Below are 18,293 nucleotides of genomic sequence, written 5' to 3' on the forward strand. Positions count from 1 at the left end.
TGCCTGCGATAGCGGTGGGTCAGACAATGAATTCATATCTGATCGATCGCTATCGCCGGCAAGCCAGCGCCTACCTTTGGTTAGCGTTATGCCAGGGACTTTTCCAGGTGGGCAATGCTCGCGCCCAACGCTTGCTGGATATCGGCCAGGCCGTGCACGCTCTCGGCAAACGGCTCAAATGACAGGTAGCCGCTGTAGCCGGTGCTAAGCAAGGTGTCGATCTGCGCCGCGTTGCCGAGGATGTCACCCTCGCCCACCAGCACGCGGTGGCCGTCGCGAATCGCGTTCAGCGGCGCCTCGGCATCTTCCACGCCGGAGATATGCACCAGGCCAGTCAGTTCCGGGAAGAACTCATGCTCGCTGGCCAGATGATGATGGAAGGTGTCATGCACCAGGCGGAACACATCCAGCCCACCAATGGACTTGATCGCCTCCACCGCCACGCGCTTGCGCCGCAGGGCACACTCTTCAAAACCCAGGGGCTCGATAAAGCCGAGAACCCCGTACTCGCGCAGGATCGGCGCCAATTCGCTCAAGGCCGTGCGCAACCCGGCCGCGCGCTGGGCTTCGCTGCGCGTGTCGCCCGGCTCATTGAACGGGCACATCACCAGGCCCTGTGCGCCGCATTCACGGGCATAGGTCGCCAGTTTGATCGCCTGGGCCCGGCGTTCGTCGTTCCACACATCAAAGGGGTACAGCGCGTTGATCGACAGCACGGTGATGCCCTGCACCGCGCACAGTTCGCGCACGCGGCTGGCCGGGGTACCGAATTCGATTTGTTTGTCCGCCAGGTCGTTGCGGATCTCGATCGCATCGCACTTGAGCGTGGCGGCCAACTGAATGAAATCCGGCAGGGACAAATGGGGGGCGACCATGCGGTTAAGGGCAAAACGTAGAGGCGACTTCATTGTTGTTCTCCGTCCAAAACCGCTGATTAGAGGTCCAGCAGCCAGCTGTGCTGCGGGTCGTTGTGGAAGTGCCAGGCGCGCTTGGGGCCGGCCATGACATTGAGGTAATAGGACTCGTAGCCATACGGGACGCTGACCGGGTGATACCCCTTGGGCACCACCACCAGGTCGCTGTTTTCCACAGCCATGGCCTGGTCGATGCTGCGGTCGTCGGTGTACACCCGCTGGAACACAAAGCCCTGGGGTGGGTTGATCTGGTGGTAGTAGGTCTCTTCAAGGAAGCTCTGGTGCGGCAGGTCGTCGGTGTCGTGCTTATGCGGCGGGTAGCTCGACGAATGCCCGGACGGAGTACGCACCTCCACCACCAGCAGCGAATGGGCCGGCTCGCTGTCGGGCAGGATGTCGCACACGTAGCGGGTGTTGGCACCTTTGCCACGCACGCTGCGCTTGCAGTTTTCCGGACGGATCAGGCGTGGCTCGTAGCCCTCGCCGCCCGGGGCGGCGCACACGGCAATCTGCACATCGCTCAAGGCCGTGACCTGGGCATCGGTGCCCGGCGGCAGGTAGGCGGCGAAGGGGGATTTTTCTTCAAACACCGAATGGCGATCCCCGAGGTTCTGCCAGTTGAAGCCTTCGCCTTCGATGTTCACCCGCCCACTGAGCAGCACCAGGCACAGCTCCTGGTCGCCGGCGCTGACCGGCAGGGTTTCGCCCAGGCTCAGGCGGTAGGCGGCAAAGCCCACGTACTCCAGGCGCCCGGCTTCGAGGGCGACCATGGTTTTCCCGCGTTTGCTGCTTTTGACCAACAAGCTCATTGTCCGGCCCTCTCGTTCAGAAGCGCACGTAAGGTGTCGTAGCCTTTTTTCGCATAGATATAGCTGGGGGCCACGGCGGGGTCCTGCTCGGCCTCCACCACCAGCCAGCCTTGGTACTGGGCGGCCAGCAGCACATCGAGCAATTCGGCGAAGTCGATATCACCGTCGCCGGGCACGGTGAAGGTGCCGTTGACGATGCAGTCGGGAAAGCTCCACATCTGGTTGCGCGCCAGTTGCACCACCGGTTTGCGCACGTCCTTGAAGTGCACGTGGCAAATGCGGTCGATGTGTTTGCGCAGCACCTCTATAGGTTCGCCGCCGCCCATGTAGCAGTGACCCGAGTCAAACAGCAGGCCGACTTCAGGACCGGTGCGGCGCATCAGTTGGTCAATGTCTTCCGGGGATTCGACATAGGCGCCCATGTGGTGGTGGTACGCCAGGCGCACGCCCTGGGACAGGGTGAAGCGCGCCAGTTCAGTGAGCTTGTCGGCGTAGTCTTGCCAGGCTTGTTCGCTGTGAAAACGTGGGCGTTCGATCAGGCGAATGCGCGAGCCCTGGATTGAATCGGCCACCTCGCCGTAGACCAGCACCGTCGCGCCGTTCTGCTTGAGCAACTGGACATGCGCGGCGATGGCCTCGATCTCCTCAGCCACCGAGCGCCGGGCCAGGCGGCTGGAGTACCAGCCGGAAACCAGCGCCAAATCATAAGGGCGCAATACGTCGCCGACGCCCTTGGCGTCCTTGGGGAACTTGCCGTTGAGTTCAAAACCTTCGTAGCCGATTTCCTTGCCTTCGCTCAGGGCGGTGCTCAAGGGGGTTTCACCGCCCAGGGCCGGCAGGTCGTCGTTGCTCCAGGAGATCGGGTTGATGCCAATTCGGATTGCGGGCATGGCTGCACCTTTTATTGTTTTTCAAAGTTGCATGAGAGCTGCTTTATGTGGGAGCGGGCGTGCTCGCGAATGCGGTGTATCAGTTAAAGAATTTGTAGCTGATGCACCGCATTCGCGAGCACGCCCGCTCCCACATTTGATTGCATTCCCTATCTGGAGCTGTGCTTAGGTCCGAGCACTGCGCCAGGCGTTAATGAGCTGTTCGAAGGTGGCCTGGACTTGCTGGATCAAGGTCTCGTCATCAATCTCCCCGGCCATCCACGCGCGGCTCGGTTCCTGGAAGATCGTGCGGCCCACGGCAAAGCCACGGCAGGTGGTGCTCTGGCTGGCCTGCTGGAAACCGTCAGCGAGAAATTCCGCCGACGCATTCAGGCCCAACAACACCACGCCACGGCAGTACGGGTCGCGCTCCTGGATCAGTTCGTCGAGCTTTTTCCAGTCTTCGGCCGATTGCGCCTCGATCTTCCACCACGCCGGGTAGATACCCAGGTTGTACAGGCGCTTGAGGCTGCGGTAGAGCACATCCGGGTAGGTGGACGGGTGATCCTTGGGCGGGATGACTTCCAGCAGCAGTTCATGGCCACTGACAATCGACGCCTCATATACCGCCTTGAGTTGTGCCTCTTGCTCCAGGCGCAGCATCGGCTCGTCATCCGGGTGGAATTGCACCAGGCATTTGATGATTTGCTCTTGGGGCCAGGCAATCAGGTTGCTGCCCACCGAGCGACCGTGTTCGAACGCCAGCGGCCGAGAGTTCTGCACCTCGACCGGGCGTGCGATCCACCAACCGCGACCGCTGGCGGCGTTGAGCGCGTCCTGGCCGAAGCGTTGGTCGGCCAGTAGACCGACATCGGCTTCTACACCTTGCTCGGCGAGTTTTTTCTCGACGCGTTCGATGGCCTGGATAAACAGTTGCTTGGCATCGCTGATGCGCGCCGGGTCCTGGCCGCCCTTCTGTGCCAGGTCCACCAGTTGCCAGCGGTGGTCGAAGGCAAACACGAATAGCTGCCTCCAGGCCTTGCGCGGCACTGTCACGCGGTGCAGGCGTTGCAGGGTCACGTCCTGGTCCGGACGGGTAATCGGCACCGGGCTGTTGAACAGGTACTCCAGCTCCGCGGGTGTCGGCATGGCCGGAGCACACGCATGGCGCGACACGACCAGGCCGCCACAGGCATTGGCCAACTGGCTGCAGCGCTCATCGCTGGCGTCATTGATCCAACCACTGAGGAACCCCGACATGAACGCATCGCCGGCCCCCAGCACATTGAGCACTTCCACGCGCACACCGGGGTAGATGGCGCCGTCTTCCAGGCGTGCGGGGATGGCGCCGTGAATCACCGTGCAGCCCTGCGGGCCGAGCTTGACCACCAGGGTCGCCGGGGTCAGCTCACGCACGTTACGCAACGCGCTGAGCAAATCTTCACTGCCCCCCGCGATCAGGAATTCTTCTTCGGTGCCGACGATCAGGTCGAAGCGCGGCAGGATTTTCTGCACGTGCTGGCTGACATTCTGATCGGCCACAAAGCGGGTTTCGCCGTCGGCCTTGCCTGCCAGGCCCCACAGCACTGGGCGGTAGTCGATATCCAGCACGCACTTGACGTTGTGCTTGGCCGCGTAATCCAGTGCCTGGATGCTGGCCTTGTACACGCCGTCGGTGGAGAAATGCGTGCCGGTGATCAGCAGCGCCTTGCTGGAGGCGATAAAGGCTTCGCTGATGTCTTCGGCGCGCAGGGCCATGTCGGCGCAGTTTTCGCGGTAGAACACCAGGGGGAAGGTTTCGCGGTCCTTGAGGCCGAGCAACACCAGGGCGGTGAGGCGTTCCGGGTCGACCTTGATGCCGCTGACATCGCAGCCTTCGCGGGCCAGGGACTCCACCAGGAAACGCCCCATGTGGTCGTCGCCCACCCGGCTCAGCATCGCCGACTTGAGCCCAAGCCGTGCGGTGCCAAAGGCGATGTTGGCGGAGGACCCGCCGAGGTACTTGGCGAAGCTGGACACGTCCTCAAGCCGCGCACCCACTTGCTGTGCATAGAGGTCGACGCCCAGGCGCCCGAGGCAAATCAGATCCAATTGACGCCCACTGGCAAAACGAGTCTGGCCCATGCTGGCTCCTGTTATTTTTATCAGCCTGCGTTGTGCCGCCGTGGCGATGGCAAACGCTCTTGGTGGGAGCAGACTAGAACGTCCGGCGACGCCAATCAATATTTATTCCAGATATTTTTTCATTGGAATATTTTTTCCATTAAGCTTGTACAACGGCACTCCCACCGCAGTGCATCGTTTCAGCAGGCCACGCCGGCCGTGATGCCGGGGTATTTTTTTGCGCCTACCCTGTAGACTTGCGCCACCCATCAGCGCAACAGACAACAACGCCAGAAGGATTGCCCATGTCCCGCACCGATCCCGAGACCACCCTGGAAGACTCTATCGCCAGCCCTCCGATCAATGCCGAGCGCCTGTTGCAGCTGATCACCGACGAATACGAAAGCCTGCCGCGCCAGCTCAAGCGCATCGCCAGCTACATGAGCCAGCAGAGCGACCGGATCATGGTCGACCGCATCAGCGACATCGCCCGCGAGTGCGAAGTGCACCCGTCGGCCATCGTGCGTTTCTCGCAACGCTTCGGGTTCAGTGGCTTCAGTGAGATGCAGGCGTTGTTCCGCGAGGCCTACACCCACAAGACCACGCCGGTGCAGAACTACCAGCAACGCATCCGCAGCATGATCGCCAACAAATCGCAGAAGGCCAGCGGCGGTGACCTGGCGCGCGAATGCGTCAACGCGACCTTGTCCGGCATCGAGCGTCTGGGGCTGGAGCTGGATGATGTCGCGTTCGACAAAGCCGTGGACCTGGTGGTGAATGCCGACAATATCTACGTAGTCGGCGTGCGCCGCTCTTTTGCGGTGGCCGATTACCTGGTCTACAACCTGCAGCACACCAACAAGCGCATCCACCTGATTTCAGGCCTGGGCGGCAGCTACCGCGAGCAGATGCGCAGCGTGCGCGCCAATGACCTAGTGATTGCGATCAGCTTTACGCCGTATGGAAAAGAGACCCAGCACTGCCTGCGCATCGCCCAGCACCATCAGGCCAAGACCCTGATCATCACCGACAGCAATCTATCGCCACTGGCCAAGCGGGCGAACGCCGTGCTGTTGGTGAATGAGGGGTCGTCGTTTGCGTTTCGTTCGTTGAGCGCCACGTTGTGCTTGTGCCAGGCGTTGTTTATTGCGGTGGCGTATCGGTTGGAATTGAAGGTGGATGAGATTCATGAGCAGGTTGGATTTGATGACTGAGCATGGGCCTCTGAAGGTCCCCACATTTATTGCTCAGCGTTAGGGGTTGGGATGACGCTGCCGGGACAGGCCTGAACGTGCGCTGCAACGGGGCTTCCATCTGACGGCTACCGCGTACGCCCTGGTGTTCGCCGCTACCATCAGCGCCTACATGCTCGGCGCGAACCTGTTTCGCCGCTTGGTATGCTGGGCAACCGCCTGCGGTGATCATTGGCTACACCGCGCTGACCCTGGCACAGATCCGCTATCACGGCCGCGTGCTGGCCCAATGGTTAATAACGGCTTAGCCGCGCCTCTCGGATGTGCAGGTGATTATCCGCACACCGCGTAAGGGCCTGACGAACATCTGGATCCCCCTACTGGTCACAAGCTGGCTGACCCTGCACAAAACCAAATGTGGGAGCGGGCTTGCCCGCGAAAGCGCCGTATCAGCCAACTCATGAGTCGCTGATACACGCCTTTCGCAAACAAACCCACTCCCACATTTTCTACCGATTAAGACGTGCTATCAGTGCATAAAGATCGCAATCAAAATGATCACCGGAATAGGCACACCGAGGAACCAAAGCAGTAATGAGCGCATGATGTTCTCCTTGAATTAACGTACGAAGTGTTCGGTTTCGACATACACCACGGCATCGCGACGGCGACCGCCAAAGGTGGCTGCGAAGCTGGCGAAGAATGCACCGATCAACAGCGCAACAAAGGTCCACAGCGAGGTATAGGCAGCGACTTTTGCGGCGGTGTCAGCGGCTTGCTTGGCTTTGAGCTTGGCGTCTTCGACAGCTTTACGGGCATCGCCATAGACCTTGTCGATACGCGCTTCGGCGTCCGCCTGGCTGAGGTTGGTGCGCTGGCTGATCAACTGGGCCAGGTAGGCACGGTCTTCAGGGGCCAGTTGGCCATCGTTGCTCAGGGTGCGGGTAAAGATGCGGGCAACCACGCCATGGGCGGCGTCATCACTGACGGCAACCGGGCGATCATCACGGAACAGGCTGTCGACGTAATAGTCGAAATCGCCACCGTTGACGCCCTTGGCTGCACTGCCAGCGGCTTGAGTGATACCGCTGGCCGCGCCGGCGGCAACACTGGCACCCGCTTTCACACCACCGCTGACAACACTGCTGACCGAGCCCACCACCAGCACCGCGGTGATCAGCGTGGCAACCGCCCAGGCCAGGAAGCCATGGGCAGTGTCGCGGAAGTACACCTCATCACCGTGCATGTTGGCCCACTTCACCCGCAACCGGCCGGCGATATAACCGCCCAGCCCGGACGCGACGATCTGGGTAAACGCCAGCCAGACAATCGTGGAAATGCCAAGGCCCTTGGCACTGATACCGCTGTCAGCCCACGGCGACACCGCCGAAAAGCCCAGGCCGAAACCCAGCAATACCAGGATCAGCGACAGCGCGGCCGCGGCGGCAGCCCCGGCAAAAATCGCCCCCCAGGAAACCCCGGAGAGCGAGCTCGATTCTTGCAGCGTGGATGAGGATGTGATCATTGTTGTTTTGCTCCAAGGCAGAAAAATAGTGTTACAAGTCTCAAAAGGGACAGTGCAGGCACCATGCCAGTCGGCGCAAAATTTAAAGTCCTTATATTTCAATAACTTAAGTAAATTGAACTAACCTACACCATGCAACTTGCAAGAAATCACCGCAAAAGGCGGGCGTAATGCAATCTCACGCCAGCCACCAACCTGCAGGGGCCGGTATGCCGGTGCTAGCGCCATTCCAACCGACCCGATAGTTGAGCGATAGACCGCGATCGCCGGCAAGCCGTCTCCCACAGTGACCTGTGCCAATGGATGAAATCTGTGTCAGTTTTGCCAACATGAAGTTTTATTTAGGAAGCGTTCAGCCATTTCTTGGCAAAATGCCCGTACTTCTGTAGGCGCCGGCTTGCCGGCGAATGCGGTCTTCCAGTGTGAAAGGTAATCCCATGACCCGTATTTTGACCATCGAGGATGACGCCGTAACGGCCCGCGAGATCGTCGCCGAGCTGAGTAGCCATGGACTGGACGTAGACTGGGTAGACAACGGCCGCGAAGGCCTGGTCCGCGCCGTGAGCGGGGACTACGACTTGATCACCCTCGACCGCATGCTGCCGGAACTCGATGGCCTCGCCATCGTCACGACACTGCGCACCATTGGCGTCTCCACGCCGATCCTGATGATCAGCGCCCTCTCCGACGTTGACGAGCGCGTGCGCGGCCTGCGCGCCGGTGGTGACGATTACCTCACCAAGCCGTTCGCCTCGGACGAGATGGCGGCCCGCGTCGAAGTGCTGCTACGGCGCAAAAGCACGGTCAAGGAATTCGAAACCGCCCTGCGTGTCGCGGACCTGGAGCTGAACCTGATCAGCCGCGAAGCCAGTCGCGCCGATCAGCCCCTGAGCCTGCTGCCCACCGAATACAAGTTGCTGGAATTCCTGATGCGCAACACCGGGCAGATCCTGTCGCGGATGATGATCTTCGAAGAAGTCTGGGGCTATCACTTCGACCCCGGCACTAACCTGATCGACGTGCACATCGGTCGCCTGCGCAAGAAGATCGACCCACCAGGCCTCACGCCGCTGATCCGCACGGTACGAGGTTCCGGTTATGTCATTGCTGAACCCCTCTAAAGGCTGGCGCTCCTCCAGCAGCCGCTTGCTGGCGCTGTACAGTTCGTTGTTCGTGGCCTGGAGCTGCATCCTCATGGGGGTGCTGTATTACGAGGTGTCGGGTTACCTGGGCGACCTGTCGCGCCATTCGCTGATGCAGCGCCAGCACCTGTTCCAGCGCTTCGACGGCGAGGAACTGGTGGAAGCCCTGACCACCAGCATGACCTTCGACATGAAGGGCGTGGACGCCTACGGGCTGTTCGATGAGCAGTTCCGCCCGCTCAGTGGGCCGATCCGCGCGATTCCGCCGGACCTTCCCCTGGACGGCAAAATCCACGCCCTGGCCAATTGCGTGGAATCCAACGACCCCAAACTGCCCAAGGACAGCTGCGACGCCGTGGCCACCCATACCGACGACGGCCGCTGGCTGGTGCTGGTGCGGGCCAACGGTTCGTTGTTCGGCGTAACCCGCATCATCTGGCACGCATTACTGTGGGCACTGTCCCTGACGATTATCCCCGGCGCCGCCGGCTGGCACTTGTTGCGCCGCCGTCCGTTGCGACGCATCCGTGGGATTCAGGCGAGTGCCGAAGCCATCGTGGCCGGCGACCTCACCCACCGCCTGCCGCTGTCCAATCGGCGCGACGAACTGGACATGCTCGCCGCCATCGTCAACGCCATGCTCGACCGCATCGAAAAGCTGATGAACGAGGTCAAGGGCGTGTGCGACAACATCGCCCACGACCTGCGCACCCCGCTGACACGCTTGCGCGCGCAGTTGTACCGGATCAAGCAGGAGGCCGAGGCGGAGTCGGACTACGCGGTGAAACTGGATGACGCGATTGCCGAAACCGATACGCTGATGGCGCGCTTTCGCGGGCTGTTGCGTATCTCCGAACTGGAAGACCACCAGCGCCGCTCAGGCTTTTTGGTCATGGACCCGCTGCCGCTGTTGCGCGAGTTGCACGACTTCTACCTGCCGCTGGCCGAAGAAGGCGAACTGCAACTGCGCCTCGAAACCCCGGAATCCCTGCCGTGGATCACCGGCGACCGCGCCCTGTTGTTCGAAGCCCTGTCCAACCTGCTGAGCAACTCGATCAAGTTCTCCCCACCGGGCGGCGAGGTGATTCTGCGTGGGGTCAATGACGCCGGCAGCACACGCATCGAAGTGCACGACTCCGGACCGGGCATCCCGGCGGCGGAACGTGACGCAGTGTTCCAGCGCTTCTATCGCGTGGATGAAAGCGACCAGCAAGGCGGTTTCGGGTTGGGCTTGTCGATTGTGGCGGCGATCATCAACTTGCATGGGTTCAAGTTGGAAGTGGGTACCAGTGAACAAGGCGGTGCCAGATTAGTCCTGGAATGCCGCCAGCAGCTCATGCCCGAATAGCTTGCGCTGTTGAGATTTACTTCGGTGAGCGGGCTTGCTGTGGTGAGCGAGCTTGCTCGCGCTGGAGTGCGTAGCGCTCCCAAGATTTTTGGGGCTGCTGCGCGGGGCAGCGCGGGGCAAGCCCGCTCACCACAAAACCCAGTCACCACAGGTTCGGTTTCAGTCTGGGAAATTGGCGCGCAACGCCTCAAGCCCACCGCTGTAGACACCGGCAAACAATTCCTCCACCGCCGCATCCGTAGTCCCCGTCGCCGGCGTGAACACACCCGACCAGGTCACTTTCGCCGACGTTTCGGTCAAGGCCTCAACCTGCAATGTCGCCAGGTAAGCACTCACCGGGAACGGTGACTGCTCGATGGTGTAGCTGTAGGTGCGCCCAACGTTATCAAAGCTCTGCAACCGCTCCACCACCACGCCACCGTCGGCGGTTTGCAGGTGACGCACGCGGCCGCCATCGCTTGGCTCGCTCTTGACGATAAACGGCAGCCAGTCCGGCAGGCTGTTGAAGCCACCGACCAATTGCCAGACCTGATCGGCCGAGACCGGGATTTCAATTACAGAAGACGCTGTTGCCACGTTAATTACTCCAGAAAATAGAAAACAATTCAGATGGCCATGCTGTCGACAACACCGCCGTCGACCCGCAATGCAGCACCTGTGGTTGCAGACGACAGGGGTGAAGCAATGTACGCCACCAGGTTGGCGACTTCATCTACATTCGCCGCGCGCTGGATGATCGACGTCGGCCGCGCATTACGTACAAACACATCCGCCTCGTCCCGCGCACTGCGCCCGGATTTTTGTGTCGCGTCCTTGAGCATCTGCTCCAGGCCGTCGGTAAAGGTCGGGCCAGGCAACACCGCGTTTACCGTCACACCGGTGCCCGCCAGGCGCTTGGCCAAGCCATGGGACACCGCCAGATTGGCGCTCTTGGTCACGCCGTAATTGATCATGTCCGCCGGTGTCGCCACGCCGGACTCCGACGACAGAAAGATCACCCGCCCCCAACCCTGCCCGACCATGCCCGGCACGTAATGCCGCGCCAGGCGTACACCGGAGATCACATTGACCTCATAAAAGCGTGTCCATTCGCTGTCCGGGGCCTCGAAGAAATCCACATCGTTGAAGATGCCCAGGTTGTTGACCAGGATGTCGGCACGCGGTTCGGCGGCGAAGAGTTTTTCTGCGCCCTCGGCTGTGCCAAGGTCAGCCACCAGCCCACGCAGGTCCGCATCGGGGACGGCCTGGCGGATGCTCGCCAGTGCGTCATCGACCTTGCCGGCCTCACGCCCGATTACCACCACAGTAGCGCCGGATGCCGCGAGTGCCTGGCTGATGCCCAGGCCTATGCCAGCCGTGCTGCCGCTGACGATGGCCACTTTGCCGCTTACATCGATTTTCATGGGTTGAACTCCTGAAGTTAAAGCGGCAGTGGTGCACGGTCCGAAATCAATCGGCCATCGCGCAGGGCCTGCCAGAAGGCTGCCGGGATCTTCTCTGACAACGCCGCAACGTCTTCGGCAATCCGCCCCGGACGACTGGCGCCTGGGATCACCGCAGCCACGGCCGGATGCGCCAGGGAGAATTGCAGCGCGGCGGCCTTTACGCTCACGCCAAACGCCTGGGCAATCGCCTTGATCTGCTCAACCTTGCTGATGATCGCCGGGCTGGCTGGCTGGTACTCAAAGTGCGCGCCACCGGCGAGGATGCCGGAGCTGTAGGGGCCACCGACGACGATCTCGACGTTCTGTGCCAGGGCCGCATCCATTAAGCGTTGCAGGGCGCGGTCGTGGTCCAGCAAAGTGTAGCGGCCGGCCAGCAAAAAGCCGTCGGGTTGCGCTTCAGTCAGGTCCAGGGTCAGCTCGCACGGCTCGACGCGGTTCACACCCAGGCCCCAGGCCTTGATCACGCCCTCTTCGCGCAAGCGAGTCAGCACTTTGAACGCACCGGTACGGGCCTGGTTGAAGTACTCCAGCCACTGGTCGCCGTAGAAGTCCTGGGCGATGTCATGGATCCACACGATGTCGAGGCGATCGGTTTTCAGGCGGGCCAGGCTGTCTTCAATCGAGCGCATCGTCGCGTCGGCGCTGTAGTCGTTGACCATCTTGTTCGGGCGACCGTGTTCGAACACACCGCTTTTTTCGCCGAGGTCACGGGGGCTTGCTTCGATTTCGTCGAGAATCACCCGGCCGACCTTGGTGCTGAGCACGAAATCATCGCGGTTGTACTGCGACAGAGCTTGGCCCAGGCGGATTTCAGAGAGGCCCGAGCCGTAGAACGGCGCGGTGTCGAAATAGCGCACGCCGGCGCTCCAGGCAGCCTCCACGGTGGCCTGGGCCTCGTCTTCAGGAATGGCGCGGAACATGTTGCCCAGCGGTGCGGTGCCAAAGCCGAGTTGGCCGGGTAGTTTATCTTTCAAGCTCATGGTGGATCCTCAATGGGTGCAGGGGTCGCTGTGACCGTTGAGCAGATCCTAGATTGCAGAGATCGGACCGTCCAAGACATACTGCGACCAACTTGAGTCCTCGTAGGTCTAACATGATCGATCTCCGCCAACTGCGCTACTTCGAAGTGGTCGCCGAAGAAGAACACGTCGGCCGTGCAGCCGAACGCCTGCACATCTCGCAGTCGCCGCTGAGCCGGCAGATCGCCCAGCTTGAAGAACGCCTGGGCCTGACCCTGTTTGAACGCAGCCAGCAACGCATCCGCCTGACCCGCGACGGCCAGACTTTCCTGGCTGAAACCAGGGCCTTGCTGACCCACGCCAATCGCCTGGAATCCCTGGGCAAGCGCCTGGGCCGTGGTGAAGAAGGTGGCCTGTGCATCGGCTATATCGAAAACGCCATGCATGCCGGTGTATTGCCCAATGCCCTGCGCATCCTGCGCGACGACCGCCCCACCGTGCATATCAAGCTGTATAACCTGCCGTCGCTGGAACAACTCGAAGGCCTGCGCCAACGCAGCCTGGACATCGCCCTGGTCGGCGAACCACCGGCTGCCGACGACCCGGACCTGATCGCACGGCAAGTGCTGGACGAGCCCATGCTGCTGGCGTTGCCCGAGCACCATCCATTGGCCCATCAAAGCGAGTTGTTGCCCGAGCACCTGGCCGGCCAGGAGTGGATCGGCGTGCAACGCAAACCTGGCGCCAACCCCGCCGACGACTTTGTGGCCGCCTGCATTCGCGCCGGCTTCACCCCGCAGATCCCCATGGAAGCCGGTGAACCGTTTACCGCGTTGGGCCTGGTGGCTTCGGGGTTGGGCGTGGCGATGGTACAAAAAGGCCTGAGCCGCAATGCCCCACCCGGTGTGGTGTTGCGGGAGTTGCCGTGGCTGAGCTACACCACACCATTGTGGGCAGCGTGGCATCGGATCAACCTGCGGCCACTGGTGGAAACCTTCCGCAAAGTGCTAACCGAACCCAAGGCCTGACGCCGTTCAAAACTGTGGGAGCGGGCTTTCTCGCGAATGCGGTGGATCAGTCAGTGCATGTGTCACTGAAAGATCGCTTTCGCGAGCAAGCCCGCTCCCACATTAGGATGGTGGTGTCGGTTAGATCACCTCCCGCAGGCGATACCACAACATCCCCAACGCCAGCAGCGGCGAACGCAACGCCTTGCCGCCGGGAAAGGTCATGTGTGGCACCTGGCTGAAAATATCCAGGCCCGTGCTGTGGCCGGCGTGGATACCTTCGGCCAGCAACTTTGCGCACCAGTGGGTCACGTTCAACCCATGCCCGGAATAGCCCTGGGCATAAAACACATTCGGGTATTGCTTCAAGCGCCCCACCTGCGGAAAGCGGTTGGCGGTAATGCCGATCTTCCCGCCCCACTGAAACTCAATGGCGGTATGGGCCAGTTGCGGGAACACCTTGAGCATTTTCGGCTGCATATAGGCGGCGATGTCCACCGGATCGCGCCCGGAGTAATGGCAGGCGCCGCCGAATAGCAGGCGGCGGTCAGCGGACAATCGATAGTAATCCAGGCCGACTTTCTGGTCGCACAGCGCAAGGTTCTGCGGGATCAACTGGTTGGCCACGTCTTCCGACAACGGCTCGGTGGCGATGATGTAGCTGCCCGCCGGGAGCACCTTGCCGCTCAAGCGCGGTTCCAGTTCCTCCAGGTGCGCATTGCAGGCCAGCACCAGGCTGGCGGCGCGCACCGTACCGCCGGCGCAACGGACTTGAACCGTGTCGCCGTGGAGCAGTTCCAGCACCTCGGTGTGCTCGAAGATCCGCACCCCAAGGGACTCGGCCAGCCGCGCCTCACCCAGTACCAGGTTCAGCGGATGCAAATGCCCGGAGCCCATGTCCACCAGCCCCCCGGCATACACGGTCGAACCGACCACCTGTTGCAGGTCCTGCGCACCGACCAGGCGGGTTTCATGGGTGTACCCCAGTTGCGCCAAGTGCGCCTGCTCGTCCTTGAACGCCGCGAACTGCGCCGGCGTATTCGCCAACTCACAAAAGCCCCAGCGCAAGTCGCAGTCGATGCTGTGCTCGCGAATGCGCTCGCCCACCAGCGCCACCGACTCGATGCCAGCGCGTTCCAGGTAGCGCACGCCCTCCTCGCCCACGTATTTGGCAAACCCCGACACGTCATGGCCGATGCCGCGAATCAGTTGCCCGCCGTTGCGCCCGCTGGCGCCCCAGCCGATGCGCCGGGCCTCCAGCAGGATCACCGAGAGCCCACGTTGGGCCAGTTCGATGGCGGTGTTGACGCCGGTGAACCCGCCGCCGATCACACACACGTCGGCAGTCAGGTCGGCGCCCAGTGCCGGGCGCTCCACCAGGGCGTTGGCCGTGGCCCGGTAGTAGGACCGGGCGTGGTCAGTCGATTGAATCATTTGTTGGTCTTCACTTTGCTCCAGGCGCGGGTCATCAGGCGCATGGTCGCCGGGGTCGGCGTGGTGGAAATATAGAGTTTGTCGAGTACTTCCTGCGGCGGGTACACCTCGGGGTTGTTCACCAGTTCCGGGTCCATGAAGGCCTTGGCGGCGGGGTTGGCGTTGGCATAACCCACCGAGGCGCTGACCTTGGCGATCACTTCAGGGTCGAGCAGATAGTTAATGAAGGCGTGGGCTTCTTTCGGGTTGCTCGCGTCGGCGGGAATCGCCAGCAGGTCGAACCACAGGTTGGAGCCTTCCTTGGGAATCGAATAAGCGATGTTCACGCCGTTCTTGGCTTCCTTGGCGCGGTTGGCGGCCTGGAACACGTCGCCGGAATAACCGAATGCCACGCAGATATCACCGTTGGCCAAATCCGAGATGTACTTGGAGGAATGGAAGTAGGTGATGTACGGCCGCAGCGTCAGCAGCTTGGCTTCGGCCTGCTTGTAGTCCTCGGGATTCTCGCTGCGCGGGTCCTTGCCCATGTAGTTGAGGATCGCCGGGAACAGCTCATCCGCCGAATCGAGAAAGGCCACGCCGCACTGGTTGAGCTTCTTGATGTTCTCGGGCTCGAACAGCACCGCCCACGAATCGATGTGGTCGATGCCCAGCACCTGCTTGACCTTGTCGACGTTGTAGCCGATGCCATTGGTGCCCCACAGGTAGGGCACCGAGTGCGCATTACCTGGGTCGTTTTTCTCCAGCAGCTTGAGCAGCTTGGGGTCGAGGTTCTTGAAGTTGGGCAACTGCGCACGGTCGAGTTTGAGGAACGCACCGGCCTTTACCTGGCGTGCCAGGAAGTGGTTGGACGGCACTACCACGTCATAGCCGGTGCGCCCGGCAAGCAACTTGCCCTCCAGGGTTTCATTGGAATCGAACACGTCGTAGATCGGCTTGATCCCGGTCTTGGCCTGGAAGTCGGCCAGGGTGGTCTCGCCGATGTAGTCGGTCCAGTTGTAGACGCTGACCGTCGGCGCTGCCTGGCTGGTGCTGCTGAACGCGGCCACCAGGGCCAGCGGGAGAAGCTGTTTCACAAGACGCATATCGACACCCCTTTATTGGTTTTTTAGACGCTCAACAGCAGGAACTCACGTTCCCAGGAACTGATCACCCGCTTGAAATTCTCGTGCTCGGCGCGTTTGACCGCGACGTAGCCACGCACGAATTTATCGCCCAGGTACTGCTTGACCGTGTCGCAGTCCTCCATGCGTGCCAGCGCATCTTCGAGGGTGAATGGCAGGCGCAGGTTGCGGCGCTCGTAGGCGCGGCCCTCCACCGGTGCGCTCGGTTCGATCTGCTCGACCATGCCCAGGTAGCCACACAACAGACTAGCGGCAATCGCCAGGTAGGGATTGGCATCGGCGCCGGGCAGGCGGTTTTCCACACGCATGGCGTCGGGGCTGGAGGTGGGTACGCGCAGGCCGACAGTGCGGTTTTCTTCGCCCCACTCCACGTTCACCGGTGCCGAGGTATCCGGCAAAAAGCGGCGGAACGAGTTCACGTTGGGCGCGAACATCGGCAGCAGCTTGGGGATGTACTTCTGCAGGCCGCCGATATGGTGCAGGAACAATTGGCTCTTGTTGCCCTCGGCGTCGACGAACACCGGCTTGCCGGTGGCGATGTCGACCACGCTCTGGTGCAGGTGCATGGCGCTGCCCGGCTCGTCGGCCACGGGTTTGGCCATGAAGGTCGCGGCCACGTTGTGCTTGAGCGCGGCCTCGCGCAGGGTGCGCTTGAACACGGTGATCTGGTCGGCCAGGTCGAGGGCGTCACCGTGGCGGAAGTTGATTTCCATCTGCGCCGGGCCGTCTTCGTGGATCAGCGTATCGAGGTCCAGGCCCTGGGCTTCGCACCAGTCGTAGACGTCTTCGAACAACGGGTCGAATTCGTTGGCCGCGTCGATGGAAAACGACTGGCGCCCGGTCTCGGCGCGGCCGGAGCGACCAATCGGTGTTTTCAGCGGCAGGTCCGGGTCTTCGCAGCGCTGGGTCAGGTAGAACTCCATTTCCGGCGCGACAATCGGCTGCCAGCCTTTGTCGGTGTAGAGCTGCAGGACTTTCTTCAGCACGTTGCGCGGCGACAGCTCGATGGGGTTGCCCTGCTTGTCGAAGGTGTCGTGGATCACAATCGCGGTGGGCTCGATGGCCCATGGCACCACGTAGGTGGCGTTGGACACCGGGCGGCAGATCATGTCGATGTCGGCCGGGTCGAGCAGGTCGTAGTAGATATCGTCGTCGACAAAGTCCCCGGTTACCGTTTGCAGCAGCACACTTTCCGGCAGGCGCATGCCTCGCTCATGCAGGAACTTGTTGGTGGGCGCAATCTTGCCGCGTGCGATGCCAGTCAAATCACTGATCACGCATTCGACTTCGGTAATCTTGTGTTCTTTCAGCCAGGCGGACAGCTGATCGAAGGGGGCGTTCATAAGGACCTCGTCATGGGTGGGGGGCATGCGCCGGCTTGTACTCCTGGCGCATTGAGGTCTATCTTGAGGCCGCCGCACGGCAGCATCTATCCACTTTGCACGACCCACAACGCACCAATAGAGTGCGCCCAGGTTTCCCATGACACAGGCAACAGCTTTGCGCGTACAGGCCTTCACCACCGGTGATGTGGCCGCCCAATGCAGTGCGACCCCCGGCTGGGTGCAGCAGTACCAGCAGATGTCTCCCGGGCATTTTGCCGGGCAAATCCGCTACCTCGACCTGCAAGGTGTGGAGGTGTACGAAGAGTGCATGAACACCCGCGTGGAGCAGCATTTCAACGCGCCTGCCGGCGCTCTGGCGTTCTGTTTCGACGGCAGCGACAACGCGCTATACCTGCTCAATGGCGAAAGCCGCAACACCTGGATCACCCCGGAAAACTACCGTGAAGTGGCGGTGGTGTTCGGGCCGCAGTTCGTGCAGCGCCACGGCCTGGATGTGGCGAAACTCGAAGGTTTGTTCATGGCGCCGCTGACCTGCCAGCAGAACGCGCTGTTCAGCCGTTGGTTGAGTGGCACCCTCACCCGCCTGTCCGCCGAGATCGACCCCGCCAGCCGCGACGCCCTCACCCAGCAACTGCTCGACGATTGCCTGTTTATCCTCGACAACGCCTGCGTGTGCCTGGACCGTCACTCGTTGCAGCGGCGCAGTGAAGAGCGCCGGTTGATGGCGCGCATCGGCGAATGGGCAGCAGACGCGCCGGACGAAACGGTCAACCTGCTGGAACTGGCGCAGATCGCCGGGGTGCCGTTGCGCCAATTGCAACAGGGGTTCAAGACCTACACCGGGATGAGCCCGGCGCAGTGGTTGCGCTTGCGCAGGTTGAATGGGGCGCGGCGGGAGTTGCTCAATTCAACCGGGACCACCGTGGCCGAGGTGGCGATGAATTGGTCGTTCTGGCATTTGGGGCGGTTTTCCAGCAGCTACCGCGCCCTGTTCAAAGAGCTTCCAAGCGAAACCCTGAAGCGTTGCGTTTGAAACCCAATCCAAATGGTGGGAAGGGGCTTACCCCCCCCCACA

Annotated in this window: 16 protein-coding genes; 5 read left to right on the forward strand and 11 right to left on the reverse strand. The window is 61.6% G+C overall.

From position 1 onward, the window contains the following. Positions 1–86: 86 nt before the first annotated feature. The 4 genes from CWC48_RS28520 to iolC all read right to left on the reverse strand — a co-directional run bounded on the left by CWC48_RS28520 (position 87) and on the right by iolC (position 4,716). On the reverse strand, positions 87–908 hold the full coding sequence (locus tag CWC48_RS28520; protein ID WP_099493440.1) for a TIM barrel protein: 822 nt from the start codon (positions 906–908) through the stop codon (positions 87–89). 26 nt (positions 909–934) lie between these two features. Beyond that, the gene (gene iolB, locus CWC48_RS28525; RefSeq protein WP_078048031.1) at positions 935–1,723 is read right to left on the reverse strand and encodes a 5-deoxy-glucuronate isomerase; all 789 of its coding nucleotides are present in this window, start codon (positions 1,721–1,723) and stop codon (positions 935–937) included. Continuing rightward, positions 1,720–2,613: a myo-inosose-2 dehydratase gene (gene iolE / locus CWC48_RS28530; RefSeq protein WP_100490972.1), complete on the reverse strand. Its 894-nt coding sequence runs from the start codon at positions 2,611–2,613 to the stop codon at positions 1,720–1,722. The genes iolB and iolE overlap by 4 nt, the downstream gene beginning before the upstream one ends. Positions 2,614–2,778: 165 nt before the next feature. Next, positions 2,779–4,716 carry a 5-dehydro-2-deoxygluconokinase gene (iolC, locus tag CWC48_RS28535; RefSeq protein ID WP_100490973.1) on the reverse strand — a complete coding sequence of 646 codons (1,938 nt, stop codon included), beginning with the start codon at positions 4,714–4,716 and terminating at the stop codon, positions 2,779–2,781. A gap of 284 nt (positions 4,717–5,000) precedes the next feature. On the opposite strand from iolC, the gene CWC48_RS28540 reads away from it, so the two are divergent. Beyond that, on the forward strand, positions 5,001–5,909 hold the full coding sequence (locus CWC48_RS28540; protein ID WP_012723775.1) for a MurR/RpiR family transcriptional regulator: 909 nt from the start codon (positions 5,001–5,003) through the stop codon (positions 5,907–5,909). Between the two features lie 598 nt (positions 5,910–6,507). Here the strand turns inward: CWC48_RS28540 and CWC48_RS28545 are convergent. Then, positions 6,508–7,413, reverse strand: coding sequence for a hypothetical protein (locus tag CWC48_RS28545; RefSeq protein ID WP_099493444.1), 906 nt, complete (start codon positions 7,411–7,413; stop codon positions 6,508–6,510). 437 nt (positions 7,414–7,850) lie between these two features. Between CWC48_RS28545 and CWC48_RS28550 the strand changes: the two genes are divergently transcribed. Continuing rightward, positions 7,851–8,534: a response regulator transcription factor gene (locus tag CWC48_RS28550; RefSeq protein ID WP_010564812.1), complete on the forward strand. Its 684-nt coding sequence runs from the start codon at positions 7,851–7,853 to the stop codon at positions 8,532–8,534. Continuing rightward, complete coding sequence (locus tag CWC48_RS28555; protein ID WP_078048027.1) at positions 8,512–9,903, forward strand: HAMP domain-containing sensor histidine kinase; 1,392 nt, start codon at positions 8,512–8,514, stop codon at positions 9,901–9,903. Before CWC48_RS28550 ends, CWC48_RS28555 begins: the two co-directional genes overlap by 23 nt. 159 nt (positions 9,904–10,062) lie before the next feature. On the opposite strand, the gene CWC48_RS28560 is transcribed toward CWC48_RS28555, so the two are convergent. From CWC48_RS28560 to CWC48_RS28570, 3 genes are read right to left on the reverse strand one after another with little or no spacing between them, the layout of a single operon-like run. Beyond that, positions 10,063–10,479: an SRPBCC family protein gene (locus CWC48_RS28560; protein ID WP_078048026.1), complete on the reverse strand. Its 417-nt coding sequence runs from the start codon at positions 10,477–10,479 to the stop codon at positions 10,063–10,065. 29 nt (positions 10,480–10,508) lie between these two features. After that, positions 10,509–11,306, reverse strand: a complete 798-nt coding sequence (locus CWC48_RS28565) for an SDR family NAD(P)-dependent oxidoreductase (RefSeq protein WP_100490974.1) — start codon at positions 11,304–11,306, stop codon at positions 10,509–10,511. 17 nt (positions 11,307–11,323) lie between these two features. Then, the gene (locus CWC48_RS28570; protein ID WP_100490975.1) at positions 11,324–12,328 is read right to left on the reverse strand and encodes an aldo/keto reductase; all 1,005 of its coding nucleotides are present in this window, start codon (positions 12,326–12,328) and stop codon (positions 11,324–11,326) included. Positions 12,329–12,441: 113 nt separating this feature from the next. On the opposite strand from CWC48_RS28570, the gene CWC48_RS28575 reads away from it, so the two are divergent. Then, positions 12,442–13,335, forward strand: coding sequence for a LysR substrate-binding domain-containing protein (locus CWC48_RS28575; protein WP_100490976.1), 894 nt, complete (start codon positions 12,442–12,444; stop codon positions 13,333–13,335). Between the two features lie 120 nt (positions 13,336–13,455). Here CWC48_RS28575 and CWC48_RS28580 read toward each other — a convergent pair whose 3' ends face one another. From CWC48_RS28580 to CWC48_RS28590, 3 genes are read right to left on the reverse strand one after another with little or no spacing between them, the layout of a single operon-like run. Next, positions 13,456–14,748 (reverse strand): FAD-binding oxidoreductase, encoded by a 1,293-nt coding sequence (locus CWC48_RS28580; protein WP_100490977.1) that lies wholly within the window; start codon positions 14,746–14,748, stop codon positions 13,456–13,458. Then, a complete protein-coding gene (locus tag CWC48_RS28585; protein WP_078048021.1) occupies positions 14,745–15,833 on the reverse strand; it encodes a polyamine ABC transporter substrate-binding protein in 1,089 nt (362 codons plus the stop codon). The genes CWC48_RS28580 and CWC48_RS28585 overlap by 4 nt, the downstream gene beginning before the upstream one ends. A gap of 23 nt (positions 15,834–15,856) precedes the next feature. Continuing rightward, positions 15,857–17,215 carry a glutamine synthetase family protein gene (locus CWC48_RS28590; protein ID WP_078048020.1) on the reverse strand — a complete coding sequence of 453 codons (1,359 nt, stop codon included), beginning with the start codon at positions 17,213–17,215 and terminating at the stop codon, positions 15,857–15,859. 139 nt (positions 17,216–17,354) lie between these two features. On the opposite strand from CWC48_RS28590, the gene CWC48_RS28595 reads away from it, so the two are divergent. Then, positions 17,355–18,251 (forward strand): helix-turn-helix domain-containing protein, encoded by an 897-nt coding sequence (locus CWC48_RS28595; RefSeq protein ID WP_100490978.1) that lies wholly within the window; start codon positions 17,355–17,357, stop codon positions 18,249–18,251. Positions 18,252–18,293: the final 42 nt, after the last annotated feature.

Origin of the sequence: Pseudomonas sp. S10E 269, from assembly GCF_002798465.1 — a bacterium.
GTDB lineage: Bacteria > Pseudomonadota > Gammaproteobacteria > Pseudomonadales > Pseudomonadaceae > Aquipseudomonas > Aquipseudomonas pergaminensis.

Bases quoted from the DNA above. Each gene is read 5' to 3' on its own strand.
- iolC (WP_100490973.1), bottom strand. From the start codon at position 4,716: ATGGGCCAGACTCGTTTTGCCAGTGGGCGTCAATTGGATCTGATTTGC.
- CWC48_RS28520 (WP_099493440.1), bottom strand. From the start codon at position 908: ATGAAGTCGCCTCTACGTTTTGCCCTTAACCGCATGGTCGCCCCCCAT.
- iolE (WP_100490972.1), bottom strand. From the start codon at position 2,613: ATGCCCGCAATCCGAATTGGCATCAACCCGATCTCCTGGAGCAACGAC.
- CWC48_RS28595 (WP_100490978.1), top strand. From the start codon at position 17,355: ATGACACAGGCAACAGCTTTGCGCGTACAGGCCTTCACCACCGGTGAT.
- CWC48_RS28550 (WP_010564812.1), top strand. From the start codon at position 7,851: ATGACCCGTATTTTGACCATCGAGGATGACGCCGTAACGGCCCGCGAG.
- CWC48_RS28585 (WP_078048021.1), bottom strand. From the start codon at position 15,833: ATGCGTCTTGTGAAACAGCTTCTCCCGCTGGCCCTGGTGGCCGCGTTC.
- CWC48_RS28580 (WP_100490977.1), bottom strand. From the start codon at position 14,748: ATGATTCAATCGACTGACCACGCCCGGTCCTACTACCGGGCCACGGCC.
- CWC48_RS28545 (WP_099493444.1), bottom strand. From the start codon at position 7,413: ATGATCACATCCTCATCCACGCTGCAAGAATCGAGCTCGCTCTCCGGG.
- CWC48_RS28575 (WP_100490976.1), top strand. From the start codon at position 12,442: ATGATCGATCTCCGCCAACTGCGCTACTTCGAAGTGGTCGCCGAAGAA.
- CWC48_RS28555 (WP_078048027.1), top strand. From the start codon at position 8,512: ATGTCATTGCTGAACCCCTCTAAAGGCTGGCGCTCCTCCAGCAGCCGC.
- CWC48_RS28565 (WP_100490974.1), bottom strand. From the start codon at position 11,306: ATGAAAATCGATGTAAGCGGCAAAGTGGCCATCGTCAGCGGCAGCACG.
- iolB (WP_078048031.1), bottom strand. From the start codon at position 1,723: ATGAGCTTGTTGGTCAAAAGCAGCAAACGCGGGAAAACCATGGTCGCC.
- CWC48_RS28590 (WP_078048020.1), bottom strand. From the start codon at position 17,215: ATGAACGCCCCCTTCGATCAGCTGTCCGCCTGGCTGAAAGAACACAAG.
- CWC48_RS28540 (WP_012723775.1), top strand. From the start codon at position 5,001: ATGTCCCGCACCGATCCCGAGACCACCCTGGAAGACTCTATCGCCAGC.
- CWC48_RS28570 (WP_100490975.1), bottom strand. From the start codon at position 12,328: ATGAGCTTGAAAGATAAACTACCCGGCCAACTCGGCTTTGGCACCGCA.